Origin of the sequence: Bartonella bovis 91-4, assembly GCF_000384965.1 — a bacterium.
Lineage (GTDB): Bacteria > Pseudomonadota > Alphaproteobacteria > Rhizobiales > Rhizobiaceae > Bartonella > Bartonella bovis.
This window is the reverse complement of sequence record NZ_CM001844.1, coordinates 253,699-269,768: the sequence shown is the minus strand read 5'-3', so window position 1 is coordinate 269,768 and position 16,070 is coordinate 253,699. Positions and strand designations below refer to the sequence as shown.

Sequence of the window (16,070 nt, the reverse complement as noted above, 5' to 3'; positions counted from 1 at the left end):
CATTCGAGGGGGAAAGTTTCCAGAGCGTGTTAATCTAAAGATGGGAGGACACGTGTTTGCGAGAACAAGTGGAGATAAGTTTTCAATCGCAAAACAAGAAGGCACCTCGATTGCCTATGTCATGTCTAAACCAAAGGTCTCAAGTTCTATTGAACACCATGCTCGTGAGAGGCTAACTAAAAATATACAGAGCCAAATTGCTCGGCAAGAATATATGGTCAATCAAAAGGCCACACACTCTTAAACCATACCAATTATAGACAAGAATATGATGATTTTAATGTTTCAAATCAAATTATTGAGAGAAAAGTTTTTAAAAGGTACTTTCCAGTGGGATGGGGGGGTGCGGGGCAATCAAGCGCGACATATCGCTAGCGACAAATTTTTTAAATGACTGTACATTGTACACATAAATTATTGATAAATAACGTATTATTATGCGCCACCTTCCTTCCATGGTGAGGTAGCTTTTAAGCCATAATATTCAATCACGGAAAATTATGAACAAAAAGACCAGAGAAGGCCTATCAGCTCGAGCGTTTGCAAAGAAGATGGGTGTTTATCCTAATGCGGTTATTGCTCGTTTTAAGACGGGAAAGTTTAATGAAGCCCTTTATGATGATGGTTCTATCAATGAAGAATTAGCAACAGCTTTATGGAATGAGAATCCCACCAAGCAAGCCTATGTTGTAGGCGAAGATGGAAAGCCTCGCACAAAGACAAAGCAAACTTCTATAGAAGGAGCTAATGAACACAAGATAAAACTCCAAAGAATGCAAGTTGCTCTTGAAAGTGAGACAATTGACCTTGAGCAAAAAAAGAAACAACACTTGACCGTGAAGAAGTAAAGAGGGCAGCACGTAATTTTGGAAGAGCTTATCGTGATATCATGCTGCATTTTCCTCATCGCTTTGGTGCACGTATTGCAGCTCAGGTTGAGTGTGATGGCGCAAGCCTGATTGGTGCCATTGATCATTATATCCGAGAAGCTTTACAGGAAATAAATAAAATTCCCGTTCCTTTCCATGATCAGGATACTCAAGGTCATAAGGAAGAGAAGAGTGACTGATACAGGAGAAGGTTTTTTTTATTTTCATGCCTGTCAAGCGTGTCAACCAGACCCTCCTTACACAGTTTCACAATGGGCAGATAAAAACCGTTATTTAAGCACAGTATCCAGTGCTGAACCTGGATTATGGAGAACTAAACGTACCCCTTATCTACGGGAAATCATGGATAATCTTTCCTCTTACGTCCCAATTGAAAAAACAGTTGTAATGAAAGGTGCACAGATTGGTATGTCAGAGGCTGGCTTGAATTTTTGTGGTTATGCCATTCATCATAGTCCTGGCCCTGCTCTTTATGTGATGCCCACAGTTGAAATGGCAAAGAAAGTGTCTAAAACGCGTCTTGATCCGATGATTAAGGCCAGTCCTGCATTAAACGAACGTATCGCCCCTGCCCGCGCTAGAGACAGTGGAAATACAATGTTTTCGAAAGAATTTGATGGTGGGGTGTTGATGCTTACAGGAGCCAATAGTGCTGCTGGCTTGCGATCGATGCCTATTCGTTATTTGGTCCTTGATGAAGTTGATGGCTATCCATTGAATGTTGATGGAGAAGGAGATCCTGTCAATCTTGCTGAAGCACGTAGTGCAACTTTTATTCAACGAAAGATTTTTAAATTATCAACACCAACTCATCGTGACACAAGTCGTATCGCTAAAGATTTTGTCTTAGGAGATCAGAGATATTACAATGTGCCTTGTGATGAGTGTGGCACACTTCAACCTATTGTCTGGTCGCAAATTAAATGGCCTAAAGGAGCTCCTGAACAGGCTGTGTTTGTTTGTGCCCATTGTGGTCATGAGCATGCTGAGCACCGTAAAGAAGATTTGTTGTCTGAAGAAAAAGGTGCTTGTTGGATACCAACAAAAGAGCCAATTAGACCTCGTTTGCGCTCTTACCATATTTCAGCACTCTATTCACCTTGGATGACATGGGGAGAGTGTGCCCTTAAATTCTTAGAAGCTAAAAATGATCCTGCGCTTTTACAGACTTTTGTTAACATCGTTCTAGGTGAGCCATGGGAAGATAAATCAGGAGAAGTCATTGATCCAGACGGCCTTTATGCACAACGTGAAGACTATCCCCTTGCCCCTGCTCAAGCAGTTCTCCTCACTGCAGGTATTGACGTACAAAATGATCGTTTAGAGCTTGAAGTTGTAGGCTGGGGACGTGGTGAAGAAAGTTGGAACATTGATTATCAAGTCTTTCCAGGAGATCCCTCTTCTCTAGACATTTGGGATCAGCTGGATGAGTATCTTCAAAAACGATGGCCCCATCCTGGTTTCAAAGATGGAATAAAAATAGCAGCAACTTGTATTGATACAGGAGGCAGTCATACACAAGACGTTTACAACTATGTGCGTCCTCGTGAAGGAAAGCGTATCTGGGGCATTAAAGGACAAGCAGGATCGCGCCCTGTATGGCCACATCGCCCCAGTAAAAACAACAAAGGACAAATTAATTTATATATCGTTGGTGTTGATTCAGCAAAAGATACCATCACAAGGCGCTTTAAGAAATCAGGTCCTGACGCCTCAGGATCTGGTGCAACGCACTTTCATAAAAGCCTTGATCGAGAATATTTTGAGCAGCTCACTGCTGAAAAAAAGGTCATCAAATATTTCAAAGGCCATCAGCGGATAGAATGGCATAAAAGTGAAACAGCAAGAAACGAGGCTCTCGATTGTAGGGTTTATGCTTACGCTGCCTTACAGGGTCTGATTTTAGCAGGCCTCAATCTCAATAAAGAAGTCGACATCTTAGAAGAGCGTTTGAAAAACATTGAAACCTCTTCAACAGCCCCACAGTACCCAAAAAGACTGAGACCAGAACCTGAAAAGAAACAAACCGCAATAAAAATCAACCCTTATGTGCAAGGAGGTTGGAGATAATCTATGTATGAAAAATCAAAGCAAGTGAACAGCAAATACGAAAGACTTGCAGAGCTTAAAAAACAACGAAAACAATTAGAAAATGCACTTTATTCAGGGGCACAATCTGTGCGTCACGGTGATAAGCAAGTCAATCATCGTTCTACTGAAGACATACGCAAAGCCCTTACAATGCTGAGAGAGGAAATAGCCCTTCTTGAAGGATACAAGCCTTCATATGTTTACTATCTTACCACATCACGGGGATATTAATGGCAAGTACTGTTATGCATCAAGTCAATCATAATCCCCATTTTGAAGCAGCAAGTCGTAGCCGTCGATTGAGTGGGTTTGATCCTGCCAAAAAACACATCAATAAAGCCATCGAAGAATGTGGTGATACAATTGTCGCTCGTTCAAGATGGCTCTATGACAATGAATCCCTTTATGGATCTGCAACAGATGAATGGGTTTCAGCAGCAGTCAGTGATGGAATTAAGCCCTACCCTAAGATTGAAGGCTTTCAGGAAGAAAAGAAAAAGCTTCTTGATCTTTGGTGGCAATGGGTCGATGAGGCTGATTATGATGAAGATGCTAGCTTTTATGGTCTTCAAGAAATGATTGCTCGTGAGGTTTTTTTAACTGGTGAGTGTTTTGTAAGATTGCACTATATCGACTTTTATGAACGCTCGCGTATACCGCTTCAATTGCAAATTTACCCCTCAGAAATGCTGGACTTAACCTATAACGGACCAGCAGCAATTAAAGGCAACACCATTCGTATGGGAATTGAATTCAATGCAAGGGGCAAGCGTGTCGCTTATCATTTTTGGAAGCGTCACCCTTACGATGATCATCATGTAACTCCGGTATTTACAGATCAAGAGCGGGTTAGAGTGCCTGCTGAAATGGTTATTCATATCAAAGAACCCCGCATTGCAAAACAATTGCGAGGATGCCCCAAAGCCACACGCTGTATGACAAAGATCTTCCAGCTTGAATGCTATGACGATGCAGAAATTGATAGAAAAAGAACTGCCGCTCTTTTTGCTGTCTTTATCACAGGATCAAATCCTGGTGATATAGCAGCACCAGGCAATCATGATGAAAACAAATCCGCAACATCTCCACAGGCACCACCAGATCTTCCTATAACTGAACCTGGTGCAACACTTTATATGGGAGAGAATAGAGACATTAAATTCTCCAGTCCTGTGGAAGTTGGAGGTTCTTATGAAGCCTTTCAATATCGCAATACTTTAAAAATTGCATCAGCTTTAGGTATTCCTTATTCTGTTCTTACAGGTGATGTGACGCGGGGTAACTTTTCTAATGTGCGCACATCCATTATCCAATTTAGACGCCAAGTCAAAAAATGGCGTGAACACATCATTGCCTTTCAGTTCAATCGCGTCGTTTGGGAACGCTTTGTTCAACTGGCCGTGCTTGCTGGGTGTGTTGAATTACCAGGATGGGAAGAAAACCCCTTACCATGGACCCAATGTGAAAGCTTTGCAGCCCCTCTTGAGATGATTGACCCCAATAGAGACATCGCAGCTGAGAAAGAAGAAATCCGGGCAGGTCTAAAAACACGACGCATGGCACTGGCTGAGCGTGGTTTTGATATTGATACCATTAATGCAGAGTTGGCAGAAGAGCAAAAATGCGCGCAGGCACTTGGATTATCATTCGACACAGATGGTGACAACCTTTCTGCTGATTTGAGGAACACTGACGAAGGGGGTGAAAATGATCACAACAATGAGGTGCATGAAGATGATGAATAATGTTGATATGCCCTTTTTGGTTTCACGACTTTTTAATGTACCGCATATGCTTGCCCCTGCAAAGTTTGATGTCATTCTTAATTTCATGACACCACGCCTTTTTGAGGGGAATAAATTTCCCCCTGGAGCATTTTCTAAAGAGGATCCTCTCTCTCAAATTCCCCCTGAGACTTATGTGGTGAAAAACCATGTGGCTATTCTCCCGGTTCATGGCACACTTGTACGCCGTGGCGCGTGGCTTAGTGCTGCGTCAGGATTAACATCTTACGATGGTCTACGAGACGCTTTCCAAGAAGCCATTGAGCAACCTGATGTTGGTGCAATTTTATTAGATATCGATAGTGGTGGTGGCGAAGCAGGTGGTGTTTTTGATTTGGTTGACGCGTTTCGTGCACTTTCACAACAATACAATAAACCCATCTGGGCCCATGCCAATGAAATGGCGTGCTCAGCAGCTTATGCCATTGCTTGTGCGGCTTCTCAAATCTGGGTTGCACGCACAGGAATTGTTGGGTCAATTGGGGTTGTGTGTGCTCACCTTGATCAGTCGCGTGCTGATGAAATGGACGGATATAAATGGACATTTGTCTTTGAAGGGGATCACAAAGTTCACGGGAATCCTCATGAGCCATTGGCTGATAAAGCCCTTGAAAAGATGCAAGCAGATTGTGCGCTTCTCTACGACATGTTTGTCGATTTAGTAGCACAAAACAGACCTACGAGTGTTCAAGCTATCAAAGACATGAAAGCAGAGACATTTATAGGCGCCCAGGCTGTAGAGCTTGGGTTAGCAGATGCGCAAGGCACATTTGCACAAGCTTTGGAAGCCCTAACCGCTTCCATTCAATAATCCCTGAATATGAAATCAAACAAAGGAATTAAATATATGGTGAAATATATGTTACGGACAAAATATCGCGCCAAAGACGATGGTGAGCTTTCCGCGCAATTATCTGCAGGAGAAGAAAGCGAAAAGATTGAAACTTCTGCAGAAGTAAGCGCTGTTGACATTAGCGTTAACGCTGAAACTTTTACCAAAGACAGCAACACAAATGAAGACAAAGACACCATCATTCAAGCGACACTTGAACAAGAAAGAAAGCGTGCTCAGAGTTTTATGACTCTGGAAAAACAAGCCCAGCGTTTAGGCGTTTCTTTTAATGCAGCACAAGCTATTCAAGATGGTATGAGCTTAGAGGAAGCAAAGAGCATTATTTTGGCTAATGCTACGTCACAAAGCGAGGCTTTAGTCGTGTCGCCTTATGCACCCCATCCGGAAGGAAATACTCAGGCAAATATTTATGCAAAATGGGACAAGGTTTGGGGGACGATACAATGAGTAAAGTTTTTTATGAGGGCCCTCGTGATAGCGCTTATCTTGGGCGTTATAACCCTGACATGTCAAACGAGGAAGTAATCTTTGCAAAAGGATCTGAAGTTGCAGCAGGAACCGTCATGGGGCTCGTAACATCAACGGGCAAATATGTGCCGTTTAATCCCAATGCAGAAGATGGCAGTCAAATTCCAGCGGGCATTTCTTATGCCAATGTTGATGCATCACAAAGCGATCAACGGGCAACGATTACAGTGCGTTTATGCACGCTCAAAGCATCTGAACTGATATGGCCTGAGAAAATTGATGAAGAGAAAAAGGAAGTGGCCATTCAAACCTTAGAAAAAACAACGTTTTATTGCGATAGGAGACATACAAATATGGATATGGATTTTTTTAATCACAATGCTTTTTCATCAACAACAATGATGAGAGCAATTGAAAATTATGAATTTAAACCTGGTTTAGTTGGTTCACTTAATCTTTTTGAAGAAGTTGAATCAAAGGCAAAAGTAGTTGGTATTGAAAGACGTGATAATACGTTATCACTTATTCAAACCAGTAAACGTGGCGCACCTTTAATAGAAGCCGATAGAGATGGCCGTAATCTTCGATTTTTCCAAACAACACGTATTGCTAAAGGGGACACTATAACATCAGAAGAAATTCAAGACCGGCGAGAATTTGGTACAGAAGATCAACTTGAAACGGCAATGAAATATATTGCTAAAAGACAAAAGAAGCTGATTGAGGAAATTGAGCTGACTTGGGAAAATATGCAGCTTGGAGCTATTCAAGGTGCTGTTCTTGATGCTGACGGATCAATGATCATTGATTGGTACAAGGAATGGGGTATCGAACAACCAAAGGCTATTGATTTTAAACTCGATGATGACACAACAGATGTTGCCAATATGGTTGATCAAGTCGTCATGAAGATGATTGAAGCATCACGCGGTGCATTTTCTGATCGGTCTTGGATTGTTGGGCTTTGTGGATATGAATTCTTTTCTAAGTTAAAAAGCCACAAAACAATTCGTGAAACCTATTTAAATACATCTCTAGCTCAGATATTAAATAGTCCAGGAGGGGTAGCAACACCTGGCGCTATAGGATCTGGAAGCTTTGGAAGTTTTGATTTTGCTGGTGTGACATTCATCAATTATCGGAGTATTTATAATTATAATGCGGGCTCTCAACAAGGTACCAAGCGAGCTTTGGGTATCAAACCTAATGAATGTCAATTCGTTCCTGTTAAAGCTCCTGGTGTATTCCAAAAAACTTTTGCTCCGGGTGAAAGCATGGAGTTTGTCAATACAGTCGGCAAACCTCTTTATACAGTTCTTGTAACTGATAAAGAACGCAACGCATGGGTGAAACCTGAGGTATACAGTTACCCGCTCTTTATTTGCACACGTCCTGAAATGCTTTTCAAAGCAGTGGTAAAGGCGCAATAAAATGCAATGGTATGGGCTGATCAGTCAAATGGTTGAAGATGTACGCGATACCTTTGGTCAGCCCATTATCTATACACGAAAGAAAACAGGGCAATCTTTTCATATCACAGCTATTTATAGTATTAAGCATGCTGAGCAAGAAGCTGGGGGAAGAGTCAAAACAACAATCCCAAGGAAAGAGCTCGATGTCTGTATCAATGATATTGGTGGCGTGCTCCCTGAACTAGGAGATTGTATTGTTATTTTACCCCCTAAAGAAATTGACACCAATAAAATGACTTCTTCCCAAGAAAATTTTACTGTCTCAAATGTACAAGCCTCGGAATCAAATATGTATAAGCTTATCCTACGTGAGGACGCTGTGGCTAACGTGAAGTAAAATATTTTGATTACTTTTCCATCGTCACAGATGGGGAGGTAGTTAACATTGTGGTTTAATCGCTTTTTTGCGTGTGGCTTTAGCAACCACTTGCTTTTGTTAAGATTTCACCCATACGTGTACGCCAGTCTTTACCTTGTTTCTTAAAAGAGGCTACAACTTTAGGGTCAAGACGTAGAGTAATTGCTTGTTTTGGAAATTTAACTGGTGGACGTCCACGCTTACGACGCTCTTGTATTACATATTTAAAAAAGGAGGTAGGTAAAATTTCTTTAGCTGGTTTTAAGCGTGCAAGCTCCTCGTCTGTAAGTGGTGGTGAATCCACGGCGTCCCAATCTTCTTTTGTGTAGCCACATCCTTCTTTAAAGGTTTCTTTGGTAGTCATTAAAAACCTCTCTTTCTTTCTTATTTGCTTGACGAAAACTGATAATAGATATTGCTTCAACACCCAGTTTTGCAAAAATAATAACTGCTGTGTTGTCAGCAAAATGTCCGATAGCTTTCATGCGGTTTGAATGTGTTGCATCAATAAAGGCACGCTCCCAGTCAAAATAAATAACATCTGCAAAATCAAGTTTATGTTTATCAATGTTCGAAACTCTTTTGGGTTCATCCCACACTATCTTCATACATTTTATGTACACCTAAAATATGATACCGTCAACAAAAAAGTGTACTTTAATTCACATAGAGCTATAAAAAAAGAACTACAATTTAGAAGAAATATATCTATTTAAACTCACACCATTTTCAGCAGCTTGAATTGCTAATTGTCTGTGGAGTTCTGGTGGTATTCTTAACTGAAATTTGCCACTATATTTTACATGTGACAAAGGTATAGGAACATCCTCTCCATTGCGTTGCATGTCCTCAACAACTTCTGTAACGAGATTCATAATACCCTTTAAAGCGTTCTCTGCTTTAACATCTAACCATGAAAGAGAAGGAAATTCAGCACATAAACCAACATATTCCTCATCTTCTTGCGACCACAGAACACGATACGTATAATGATTATTGTTCATTCTTTATCCTTTCTATCGCTTGTAAAATTTGTTTGACTTGATAAGCTTTTGCTTTGTTACCAGAACTTTTTTGAATATTTACACGAGGATCTCCAAACCACGGGGTTTTAAAAACAAAATGGCTTGAACCATTGTTCCGCGGTTCTCCAAAGAAATGTCCACATACAGCTAACAAAGGTGATGTTTTCATCAAGCTGACTATTTTTTCAATTTTATGACTCATAATTTCATGTTTAGTGTCATTATTAATACTAGTCAATGCTTTCATAGTTTTCAACTGATATCGCCTAAACAGGAATTAAGATGCATCCACGAGATACATTAAGAGAGACGTTTGTTGAGTTAATCAAAGCTGGCAAGACAGCTGCTGGTGATGAAATCTACAACATGCGAGACTTTAATTTCTCTCCTGAAGATCACCCGTTTGTTAATGTATCAACGCAAAACGAAACAATAGAAGATGGGCACGATTATGGGGTAAGACGACGTGTTTTAACAGTTGATGTTGAATGCTATGACACAAGAGAAAATGGAGCACGTTTTGTTGATCAATTAGCCTGGGAAATTGAAACTATTTTCCATAACAACCCCAATCTCAACAACACAGTTGAAAGCTGTCGCTTACAAAACATTGCCATGGCTTTTGGCGATAATGGCTCCTTAGCATTGCATGGTTCTATTTTAACCTTTGAAGTCACTTATGTAACCAATATCCCTCCTGAAGAAGAAAGCACTGTCTTTTTAAAACCTTGTGTCGGCTTTGATCCCGACACAGGGCCTAACAATGAGGATAAATATCAAACCACTGGAAATTCCCATGTTAGAGCGGCGTGACAGAGAAATTACAGATTTAAAAAGACGTGTGGCCAATATGGTTATGGTAGGTACGATTAGTCACGTTGATCATAAAAACGCACGCTATCGTGTTCAAAGCGGTAATATTGTAAGCGATTGGATTCCAGACACACAAGCTCGTGCAGGAAAAACGCGTTCCTATGAAGGACGTGATGTGGGCGAGCAAGTTATTGTCCTTTCCACATCAGGTGATTTATCGCAAGGGATGATTATTGGCTCTATTCATACAGATGCCAATCAAGCAGCTGATAAGGGCAATATTCATACAACCATATATCCTGATGGCACAACGGTTGAATATGATGATGAAACAAGCACTTATTCATTGACGATCAAATCAGAAGGCAAATTCATTTTAACGATATCCGATGGGGTTTCCATGAAAGGTGAAGGAGGTGAATTAGAAATCACCGCTCCAGATGGCATAAAGATTATTTCAGAAAGTGACATGACTTTAAAGGCAGATGGAAACATGACACTGGAGGCAGAGGGAAATGTTTCTATCAAATCAAGTGATGGGGTTTCTCTTGAATCAGGCAATGATATGTCACTCAAATCAAGTGGCAGTGCATTTCTTGAGTCAGGCAGTCATATGTCCCTTAAATCAAGTAGTGGCACCTCTCTCAAAGCGGGTGGTGAGGTGTCCGTTAAGTCGAGTGGGTTAAAGCACAACGGTGTTAACGTTGGAAGTGGCCATAAACACCCTGGTGTTACATCTGGTGGTGCTATAACGGGAGGCCCTATTTGAGCATAGGAATGAATTGTCAGACAGGCAAATCCATGTCTGGAGTTGATCACTTGCGTCAGTCCATTATGGATATTTTAATGACACGGATAGGAACACGGGTTATGCGTCGCAATTATGGTTCGCGTGTTCTTGATTTGATTGATGATCCAGTCAATGACACCTTTAAAGTAGCCATTTATGCAGCTGTTGCAGAGGCTTTAGATAGGTGGGAGCCTCGTTTTAAGCTTAAACAAGTGAATTTAACTTCTGTTGAGACAGGAAAAGTTTTCATGTCCTTTGAAGGAATTTACGCCCCTTCAGGAAAGCCCATCACGATGGAAGGATTGCAGATAGGATGAACGAGGATTTCATAAAACCAGAAATCATTCCAGAGCTTTCTATTGAAGAAATACGTGCTGCCTGTCTTGAGAATTTAAAACAACTTTTACCCAATTACACACCTCTGGAAAGTGATCCAGCAGTTAAAATTATTGAGGTTGCAAGTTACAGAGAATTTCTCTTAAGGCAGCGTATTAATGAAGCTGCACGCAACACCGTTCTTGACTTTGCAACAGGTGAATTTCTTGATGCTTTGGGTGAGTGGCATGGTGTTGAACGCTTAGAAGGTGAAAGTGATGACAGCTATCGTGAACGCATTAAGCTTCGTATACGGGCTGGTAAAGGGGGTGGAACAGAACCTTATTATAGATATTTCGCCTTATCAGCAGATAGTCGTGTGAAGGATGCAATCATTTATCGAAAAGGGAAAAACCCCACTATTCATGTGGCTATTTTTGGTGAGAATGAGCAAGCAACAGCGAGTGAGGATTTATTACAAAGAGTCAAAGAAGTGCTCACGGATAAAAGCGTAATTATGACCAATGATACAATTGAGGTTCACGCTGCAGTAACAACGGTTGTAGATTTAGAAGCAGATGTTTGGCTCTTACCTGAAATTTCTTTAGAGATCTTAACCCAAATGGAGGCAAATTTACGCACAGCTTGGAAGAAAGAGCAAGCTCTTGGTCGTGAGTTAAGTTTATCATGGTGGATTTCAAAACTGATGATCTCTGGTGTGCAGAAGGTTGTTGCTGTTACCCCTACAGATGATATTGCCGTCTCCAGTGAAGAAATTTTAGCCATTGGTAAAGTGACGCTTAACTTCAAAGGGCGTATATAGTCAATGCTTGGGCGCTTACTGCCAACAAATACAACAGAATTTGAAAAACGCCTTGCCGATGCTTGTGACTTTCATAAAAGTATTGAAAGTTCAATAGATTTTATCTCTCGTGCAAAGCTTGATATCATAGACCCAAGCTTCTTACCATGGTTGGTTGAAGAATATGGGCTTGGAGAGCTGACATCTTATGTGCCAGATCTTGCTGTTTTGCTTGAAACTGGACCACAGTGGCAGCGGGTTCGTGGATCTTTAGCGGCTATTGATAAAGGGCTTGAATGGTTAGACCTTAGTGCGTGTTTTGTAGGGGCATGGCCAGAGCGAGAATGGTGGAATTCATTTCAGCTTTATTTTGATCAATTGCCTGACACAGACAAACTTGAAGCTATTGAAGGGATCGTTAAACTTTCTAAATGTCTGCGCTCTGATCTTTGGCGTGGTGTTCATGGGTATGACGCACCCATTGCAGAGGGCAATATCTCTCGATTAGATGACAGCATGTTTGACACTCAAAGCGGTGTATGCGTGACAGAAGGCACCACAGTATTTTCCTTTGGGCGTTCTACAGAAATAAGTCTCACTTTAACCGAAGAAGATGGAAAACTGATTGGCAATTGGATTGATGAGCAAGAAGAACTCGTTTGGGAAGGTTTGAATTATCCATGGGATGTGATGAACTTTCCTTGGATGTCAGTGGAAAAAAACAAACATAACCTATTGAATTGGGATGAGGAGGAGGAAGAGCTTAGCTGGAGATGTTTAGATTATCCATGGAATGAAGCAAGTTTTCCTTGGGCATCAGAGCAAAAAAATGGGCGCGATATATTAATGGCGAATTGGTTTAAAGGTCGCACCCTTTATCTGGCTTTAAGAGATGACGATGATAAACTGATTGGTTATCGAAGATGTAACATTGTTCAGCAAGTAACAAGAGTTTCAGATGGAGTTTACAGTCATTCAGGTAATCGCTTTACACCCTTTATAAAGGGTACAAAAGTTTTGCTTGCAGCACGAACGCAATTTCATGATGTTGATGATAAACAAGCAGCATTTGTCTCCATTTTCGTTCATGCAACCCCTACAAAATACATCTCGCCTGGCAAACTGTGGTTAAAACCTGATGAGCTTATTGGTGGCGTGGAGATTCTTAAAAGCCCTATCTCTTTATCTTTACGTAAAGACGTTCGTGAACAATTCAAGATTTTATTGAGGTTTTAATATGGAGCATGAAAGCGGTTTACCGTTTGCAATTGACCGATCTGTAGGCAAAGATGAGCAACAAAGCGTTGTCTTCTATGGAGAGCGCCCTTTTATTCAAAGTGCAGAACTCAATGAAGTTCAAACCATCATTCGTGGCCGTCATGATCGTTTAGGAAGACTTGTCGCTAAAGAAGGTGACCGTATTGAACGTGCGGATGCTTTTGTTAATCAAGAAAAACAAAAAGTCACTTTGACAGAGGGGAAGATTTTTATTGCAGGGGATATTTTTCCTGTATCAGAAGCTATTTTAAACAATGTTCCCATGCTTGGACGTGTGGAGATTGGTGTGAAGCTTCAAAAAAAGTGGGTAACACATGAAGATGATCCACAATTATTAGGGCAAATTCCAGGTACATTGGCAGAAGGTGAACCAGGAGCAGCAAGGGAGACAGCAAAACTTGTATGGGCTTTGGAAAATGACAAACAAGAAGGTGCTTTCTTCCCCGTCTATGTCTTGCAAGATGGCACTTTGATTGATCAAAAACCCCCTTCATTGTTAGAGCCTGCCCTACAAGCTATTGCAACTTATGACCGTGCTCATGGGCATTATATTGTCAATGGTTGTCGGGTGACGGCTTTAGGACCAAATGATGGTAAACAAATCTTTAGTATAGAAGAAGGTGAAGCCAATATTAATGGTTTTAAACATAAACGCCTTGCTGCTTTAAGACATGAAGAGCCAGAAGATTATTCTGAAAGCATCGTGCCAAGCGAAACACATCTGTTTACATCTAAAAAAACCAAAGCAATTAAGTCAGATGAGACAAGTTTTACGTTTGAAACCTATTATTTTCCCATTGCGACTGTTCACTCTATTTTGCTCACAAAAGAAAAGACCACCAATGTTACCCGCGGTGCAGTAGCCTCAGGGCGTGATGGTGTTCCCGATAAAAGTGTTGTGAGTTTTATAAAAGTCGTGCAAGGGGATAAGGAATTTAAAGAAGGTGTAGATTTTAAAAAGACTGGTGATACGATTGACTGGTCTTTATCTGGCGATGAACCTAAACCAGGCAGCACTTATGAAGTCACCTATCACTATCGTGCAAAGGTGAATGCTGATAAGATCACAGCACGGGAAATTACTGTTTCAGATGGTACTCAGGGTGGAGACATTATTGTCAGTTACACCTATAAACTCCCCCGTATTGACCGTATAGGTTTAAATTCTCAAGGTGGAGTGGTTTACATTCAAGGGATTTCAGCAGACAATCCTATAGCTCCTAGTGTTCCTGATGATATATTATCGCTTGCAACAATCACAAATAATTGGCTTGATTATCCACGTGTAGATAATAATGGCACGCGTGTTGCTCCTTATACTGAAATGTGGCGCTATTTTAACCGTGTTCTTGAGCTTGATCGGTTGTTACAACTTGAAAGGATTAAGAGCAATGTTGACTCAAAAGAACCTGTCTCCAAAAAAGGGATGATTGCCGATCCTTTTCTTGATGACAACCTTCGAGATGAAGGAATCGAGCAAACGGGTGCAATAGGTCACGGCTTATTACGCCTTGCCATTGAACCCACATTTTACCACACCACCTTAAATGAGCCTGTTACTCTTGATTGGGACAATGAAGTGATCATTGCGCAAGAGTTGATGACTGCTTGCGAGAAAATCAATCCTTATCAAAATTTTGACCCACTACCAGGGACTCTTGCACTCACCCCTGCAACAGATTTCTGGAGTGTTCAGCGTACAGATTGGCTTTCAGGTGTGACCAATGAACTGTCTATGGGCAAACGTCCTGGCGGTGGACGTGAAACAGAAGTGAAGGATGAACTGGTCAGTACGCATCAAGAAAAAATTGATTTCTTAAGACAAATTGATCTCAACTTTAAGATTGAAGGCTTTGGTAAGGGAGAGGTTCTAGACAGCCTTACATTTGATGGCGTTAGTATTTTACCAAAGGAGACACTTACTGCCAATGCTCAAGGCGTTATTGAAGGGAAATTTAAAATTCCTAAAGATATCACAGCAGGAACAAAGAACGTTGTTGCTGTTGGTAAAGGAAAAACGATAGCTACAGGCCTTTTCACGGGGCAAGGCGTGATTGATGTACAGGTCATGCGGCGTGTCACAACAGTGCGTGTATGGAAAAAATCTGACCCGCAAGCACAAGTCTTTACACCTGATGAAACGCGGCAAATAACAGGAATTGATTTCCATATTTGCAAGATTGGCAATCGTTCTCATGATTTGATGATTGATTTAGTCACAACAGACAATGGCTATCCTACAGCCGACATTCAAGCACAAGCTCTTTATTCAATGAAAGAAGCTGAAACGGGATGGGCTGAAGCACGCTATAGTGTTCCATTAACCGTGCTTAATGACCGCTTAACGGCCTTTGTTATTAAAACAGATGATGGCGATCATTCTGTTTCTCTTGCAAAACTTGGAGATTTTGACGAAGAAAACCAAAGATATGTCTCCAGTCATCCTTATATCACAGGTCCTCGTTTTTCCTCTGTGAATGCGCAAACATGGACAGCTCATCAAGATGAGGCTTTAGCATTTCGTGTGCTTGCCGCTCGCTATACACAAACAGAAAAAACTGTTGATTTAGGTGAGTTTGATCTTAAGGAATGCTCTGATTTACAGGTGCGTGCGGCGATTGAACTGCCCTCCAGTGAGTGTTCTGTCATCTTTGAAATTGAACGCAACAATGGCACGATTTATCAACTCTTACCGTTTCAATTGCTTAGTTTAACGGAATATATCAGTGAAAAAGTCCAGTTACGAGCCATTTTAAAAGGGACAGAAAAGCTTTCGCCAGTATTGTTTGCTCCCATTGAATTGATCGCGGGCAAAATTAGAAAAGAAGCAACCTATGTTACACGTGCTTTTCCCTTTGGCGAAAAGTCGAGACTAACCAGCTATATAAAAACATTTTTACCGGGCGGTTCCACCTTCAAAATGGAGATCCAACTGGATGATGGTGATTTCACTTCCTTAAAATTAGAAGAAACAGAGCAACTCGCACAGCCACTTTGGACAGAACGCAAATTTGTCAGTGAAGACAAAACAGCTGAACAAGCGCGTTTGAAATTAACACTAACTGGTGGTCCTGCAGCACGTTCCATGGTGAGTGATTTTGGTGCGGGAATTATGTGACAGGAGTACTATC

16 protein-coding genes and 4 pseudogenes are annotated in these 16,070 nt (G+C 41.2%); 16 read left to right on the top strand and 4 right to left on the bottom strand.

What is annotated here, in order from left to right:
* From BBBE_RS01155 to BBBE_RS01115, 10 genes and pseudogenes are all read left to right on the top strand, one after another.
* A pseudogene (locus BBBE_RS01155) lies at window positions 1-244 on the top strand (hypothetical protein); the annotation flags it as partial.
* A 256-nt stretch (window positions 245-500) separates the two neighbouring features.
* Window positions 501-1,069 (top strand): annotated as a pseudogene (locus tag BBBE_RS01150) (hypothetical protein).
* On the top strand, window positions 1,062-2,960 hold the full coding sequence (locus tag BBBE_RS01145) for a phage terminase large subunit family protein (RefSeq protein ID WP_010700791.1): 1,899 nt from the start codon (window positions 1,062-1,064) through the stop codon (window positions 2,958-2,960). The pseudogene BBBE_RS01150 and the gene BBBE_RS01145 overlap by 8 nt, the downstream one beginning before the upstream one ends.
* A 3-nt stretch (window positions 2,961-2,963) precedes the next feature.
* Window positions 2,964-3,212: a phage head-tail joining protein gene (locus tag BBBE_RS01140; protein WP_010700790.1), complete on the top strand. Its 249-nt coding sequence runs from the start codon at window positions 2,964-2,966 to the stop codon at window positions 3,210-3,212.
* Window positions 3,212-4,726, top strand: coding sequence for a phage portal protein (locus BBBE_RS01135; protein ID WP_010700789.1), 1,515 nt, complete (start codon window positions 3,212-3,214; stop codon window positions 4,724-4,726). Before BBBE_RS01140 ends, BBBE_RS01135 begins: the two co-directional genes overlap by 1 nt.
* Window positions 4,716-5,570 (top strand): annotated as a pseudogene (locus tag BBBE_RS01130) (S49 family peptidase); the annotation flags it as partial. The gene BBBE_RS01135 and the pseudogene BBBE_RS01130, both read left to right, overlap by 11 nt.
* Before the next feature lie 42 nt (window positions 5,571-5,612).
* A complete protein-coding gene (locus BBBE_RS07505; RefSeq protein WP_010700787.1) occupies window positions 5,613-6,065 on the top strand; it encodes a hypothetical protein in 453 nt (150 codons plus the stop codon).
* Window positions 6,062-6,403: pseudogene (locus BBBE_RS07180) on the top strand (head decoration protein); the annotation flags it as partial. The gene BBBE_RS07505 and the pseudogene BBBE_RS07180, both read left to right, overlap by 4 nt.
* 36 nt (window positions 6,404-6,439) lie before the next feature.
* Window positions 6,440-7,516 carry a major capsid protein gene (locus BBBE_RS01120; RefSeq protein WP_010700786.1) on the top strand — a complete coding sequence of 359 codons (1,077 nt, stop codon included), beginning with the start codon at window positions 6,440-6,442 and terminating at the stop codon, window positions 7,514-7,516.
* A gap of 1 nt (window position 7,517) precedes the next feature.
* The gene (locus BBBE_RS01115) at window positions 7,518-7,895 is read left to right on the top strand and encodes a head-tail joining protein (protein WP_010700785.1); all 378 of its coding nucleotides are present in this window, start codon (window positions 7,518-7,520) and stop codon (window positions 7,893-7,895) included.
* Window positions 7,896-7,974: 79 nt separating this feature from the next.
* Here BBBE_RS01115 and BBBE_RS01110 read toward each other — a convergent pair whose 3' ends face one another.
* The 4 genes from BBBE_RS01110 to BBBE_RS01095 form a co-directional block, all read right to left on the bottom strand.
* Window positions 7,975-8,280 (bottom strand): BrnA antitoxin family protein, encoded by a 306-nt coding sequence (locus BBBE_RS01110; protein ID WP_010700784.1) that lies wholly within the window; start codon window positions 8,278-8,280, stop codon window positions 7,975-7,977.
* The gene (locus tag BBBE_RS01105) at window positions 8,258-8,524 is read right to left on the bottom strand and encodes a BrnT family toxin (protein ID WP_010700783.1); all 267 of its coding nucleotides are present in this window, start codon (window positions 8,522-8,524) and stop codon (window positions 8,258-8,260) included. Before BBBE_RS01105 ends, BBBE_RS01110 begins: the two co-directional genes overlap by 23 nt.
* A 78-nt stretch (window positions 8,525-8,602) precedes the next feature.
* The gene (locus BBBE_RS01100) at window positions 8,603-8,920 is read right to left on the bottom strand and encodes a type II toxin-antitoxin system HicB family antitoxin (protein WP_010700782.1); all 318 of its coding nucleotides are present in this window, start codon (window positions 8,918-8,920) and stop codon (window positions 8,603-8,605) included.
* A complete protein-coding gene (locus BBBE_RS01095; RefSeq protein ID WP_010700781.1) occupies window positions 8,910-9,188 on the bottom strand; it encodes a hypothetical protein in 279 nt (92 codons plus the stop codon). The genes BBBE_RS01100 and BBBE_RS01095 overlap by 11 nt, the downstream gene beginning before the upstream one ends.
* Before the next feature lie 35 nt (window positions 9,189-9,223).
* Here BBBE_RS01095 and BBBE_RS01090 point away from each other — a divergent pair, with 35 nt between their 5' ends.
* Genes BBBE_RS01090 through BBBE_RS01065 form a run of 6 tightly spaced genes read left to right on the top strand, consistent with a single transcriptional unit; the run spans window position 9,224 to window position 16,057 of the window.
* On the top strand, window positions 9,224-9,754 hold the full coding sequence (locus tag BBBE_RS01090) for a hypothetical protein (RefSeq protein ID WP_010700780.1): 531 nt from the start codon (window positions 9,224-9,226) through the stop codon (window positions 9,752-9,754).
* The gene (locus BBBE_RS01085) at window positions 9,738-10,523 is read left to right on the top strand and encodes a phage baseplate assembly protein V (protein ID WP_010700779.1); all 786 of its coding nucleotides are present in this window, start codon (window positions 9,738-9,740) and stop codon (window positions 10,521-10,523) included. The genes BBBE_RS01090 and BBBE_RS01085 overlap by 17 nt, the downstream gene beginning before the upstream one ends.
* Before the next feature lie 8 nt (window positions 10,524-10,531).
* The gene (locus BBBE_RS01080; RefSeq protein ID WP_192812757.1) at window positions 10,532-10,861 is read left to right on the top strand and encodes a GPW/gp25 family protein; all 330 of its coding nucleotides are present in this window, start codon (window positions 10,532-10,534) and stop codon (window positions 10,859-10,861) included.
* Window positions 10,858-11,682: a baseplate J/gp47 family protein gene (locus BBBE_RS01075; RefSeq protein ID WP_010700777.1), complete on the top strand. Its 825-nt coding sequence runs from the start codon at window positions 10,858-10,860 to the stop codon at window positions 11,680-11,682. Before BBBE_RS01080 ends, BBBE_RS01075 begins: the two co-directional genes overlap by 4 nt.
* A 3-nt stretch (window positions 11,683-11,685) precedes the next feature.
* A complete protein-coding gene (locus BBBE_RS07500) occupies window positions 11,686-12,897 on the top strand; it encodes a phage tail protein (protein ID WP_010700776.1) in 1,212 nt (403 codons plus the stop codon).
* A gap of 1 nt (window position 12,898) precedes the next feature.
* The gene (locus BBBE_RS01065) at window positions 12,899-16,057 is read left to right on the top strand and encodes a DUF4815 domain-containing protein (protein ID WP_010700775.1); all 3,159 of its coding nucleotides are present in this window, start codon (window positions 12,899-12,901) and stop codon (window positions 16,055-16,057) included.
* Window positions 16,058-16,070 lie beyond the last annotated feature (13 nt).

Bases quoted from the DNA above. Each gene is read 5' to 3' on its own strand.
- BBBE_RS01090 (WP_010700780.1), top strand. From the start codon at position 9,224: ATGCATCCACGAGATACATTAAGAGAGACGTTTGTTGAGTTAATCAAA.
- BBBE_RS01105 (WP_010700783.1), bottom strand. From the start codon at position 8,524: ATGAAGATAGTGTGGGATGAACCCAAAAGAGTTTCGAACATTGATAAA.
- BBBE_RS01065 (WP_010700775.1), top strand. From the start codon at position 12,899: ATGGAGCATGAAAGCGGTTTACCGTTTGCAATTGACCGATCTGTAGGC.
- BBBE_RS07505 (WP_010700787.1), top strand. From the start codon at position 5,613: ATGGTGAAATATATGTTACGGACAAAATATCGCGCCAAAGACGATGGT.
- BBBE_RS01110 (WP_010700784.1), bottom strand. From the start codon at position 8,280: ATGACTACCAAAGAAACCTTTAAAGAAGGATGTGGCTACACAAAAGAA.
- BBBE_RS01085 (WP_010700779.1), top strand. From the start codon at position 9,738: ATGTTAGAGCGGCGTGACAGAGAAATTACAGATTTAAAAAGACGTGTG.
- BBBE_RS01140 (WP_010700790.1), top strand. From the start codon at position 2,964: ATGTATGAAAAATCAAAGCAAGTGAACAGCAAATACGAAAGACTTGCA.
- BBBE_RS07500 (WP_010700776.1), top strand. From the start codon at position 11,686: ATGCTTGGGCGCTTACTGCCAACAAATACAACAGAATTTGAAAAACGC.
- BBBE_RS01095 (WP_010700781.1), bottom strand. From the start codon at position 9,188: ATGAAAGCATTGACTAGTATTAATAATGACACTAAACATGAAATTATG.
- BBBE_RS01115 (WP_010700785.1), top strand. From the start codon at position 7,518: ATGCAATGGTATGGGCTGATCAGTCAAATGGTTGAAGATGTACGCGAT.
- BBBE_RS01080 (WP_192812757.1), top strand. From the start codon at position 10,532: ATGAATTGTCAGACAGGCAAATCCATGTCTGGAGTTGATCACTTGCGT.
- BBBE_RS01120 (WP_010700786.1), top strand. From the start codon at position 6,440: ATGGATATGGATTTTTTTAATCACAATGCTTTTTCATCAACAACAATG.
- BBBE_RS01135 (WP_010700789.1), top strand. From the start codon at position 3,212: ATGGCAAGTACTGTTATGCATCAAGTCAATCATAATCCCCATTTTGAA.
- BBBE_RS01100 (WP_010700782.1), bottom strand. From the start codon at position 8,920: ATGAACAATAATCATTATACGTATCGTGTTCTGTGGTCGCAAGAAGAT.
- BBBE_RS01075 (WP_010700777.1), top strand. From the start codon at position 10,858: ATGAACGAGGATTTCATAAAACCAGAAATCATTCCAGAGCTTTCTATT.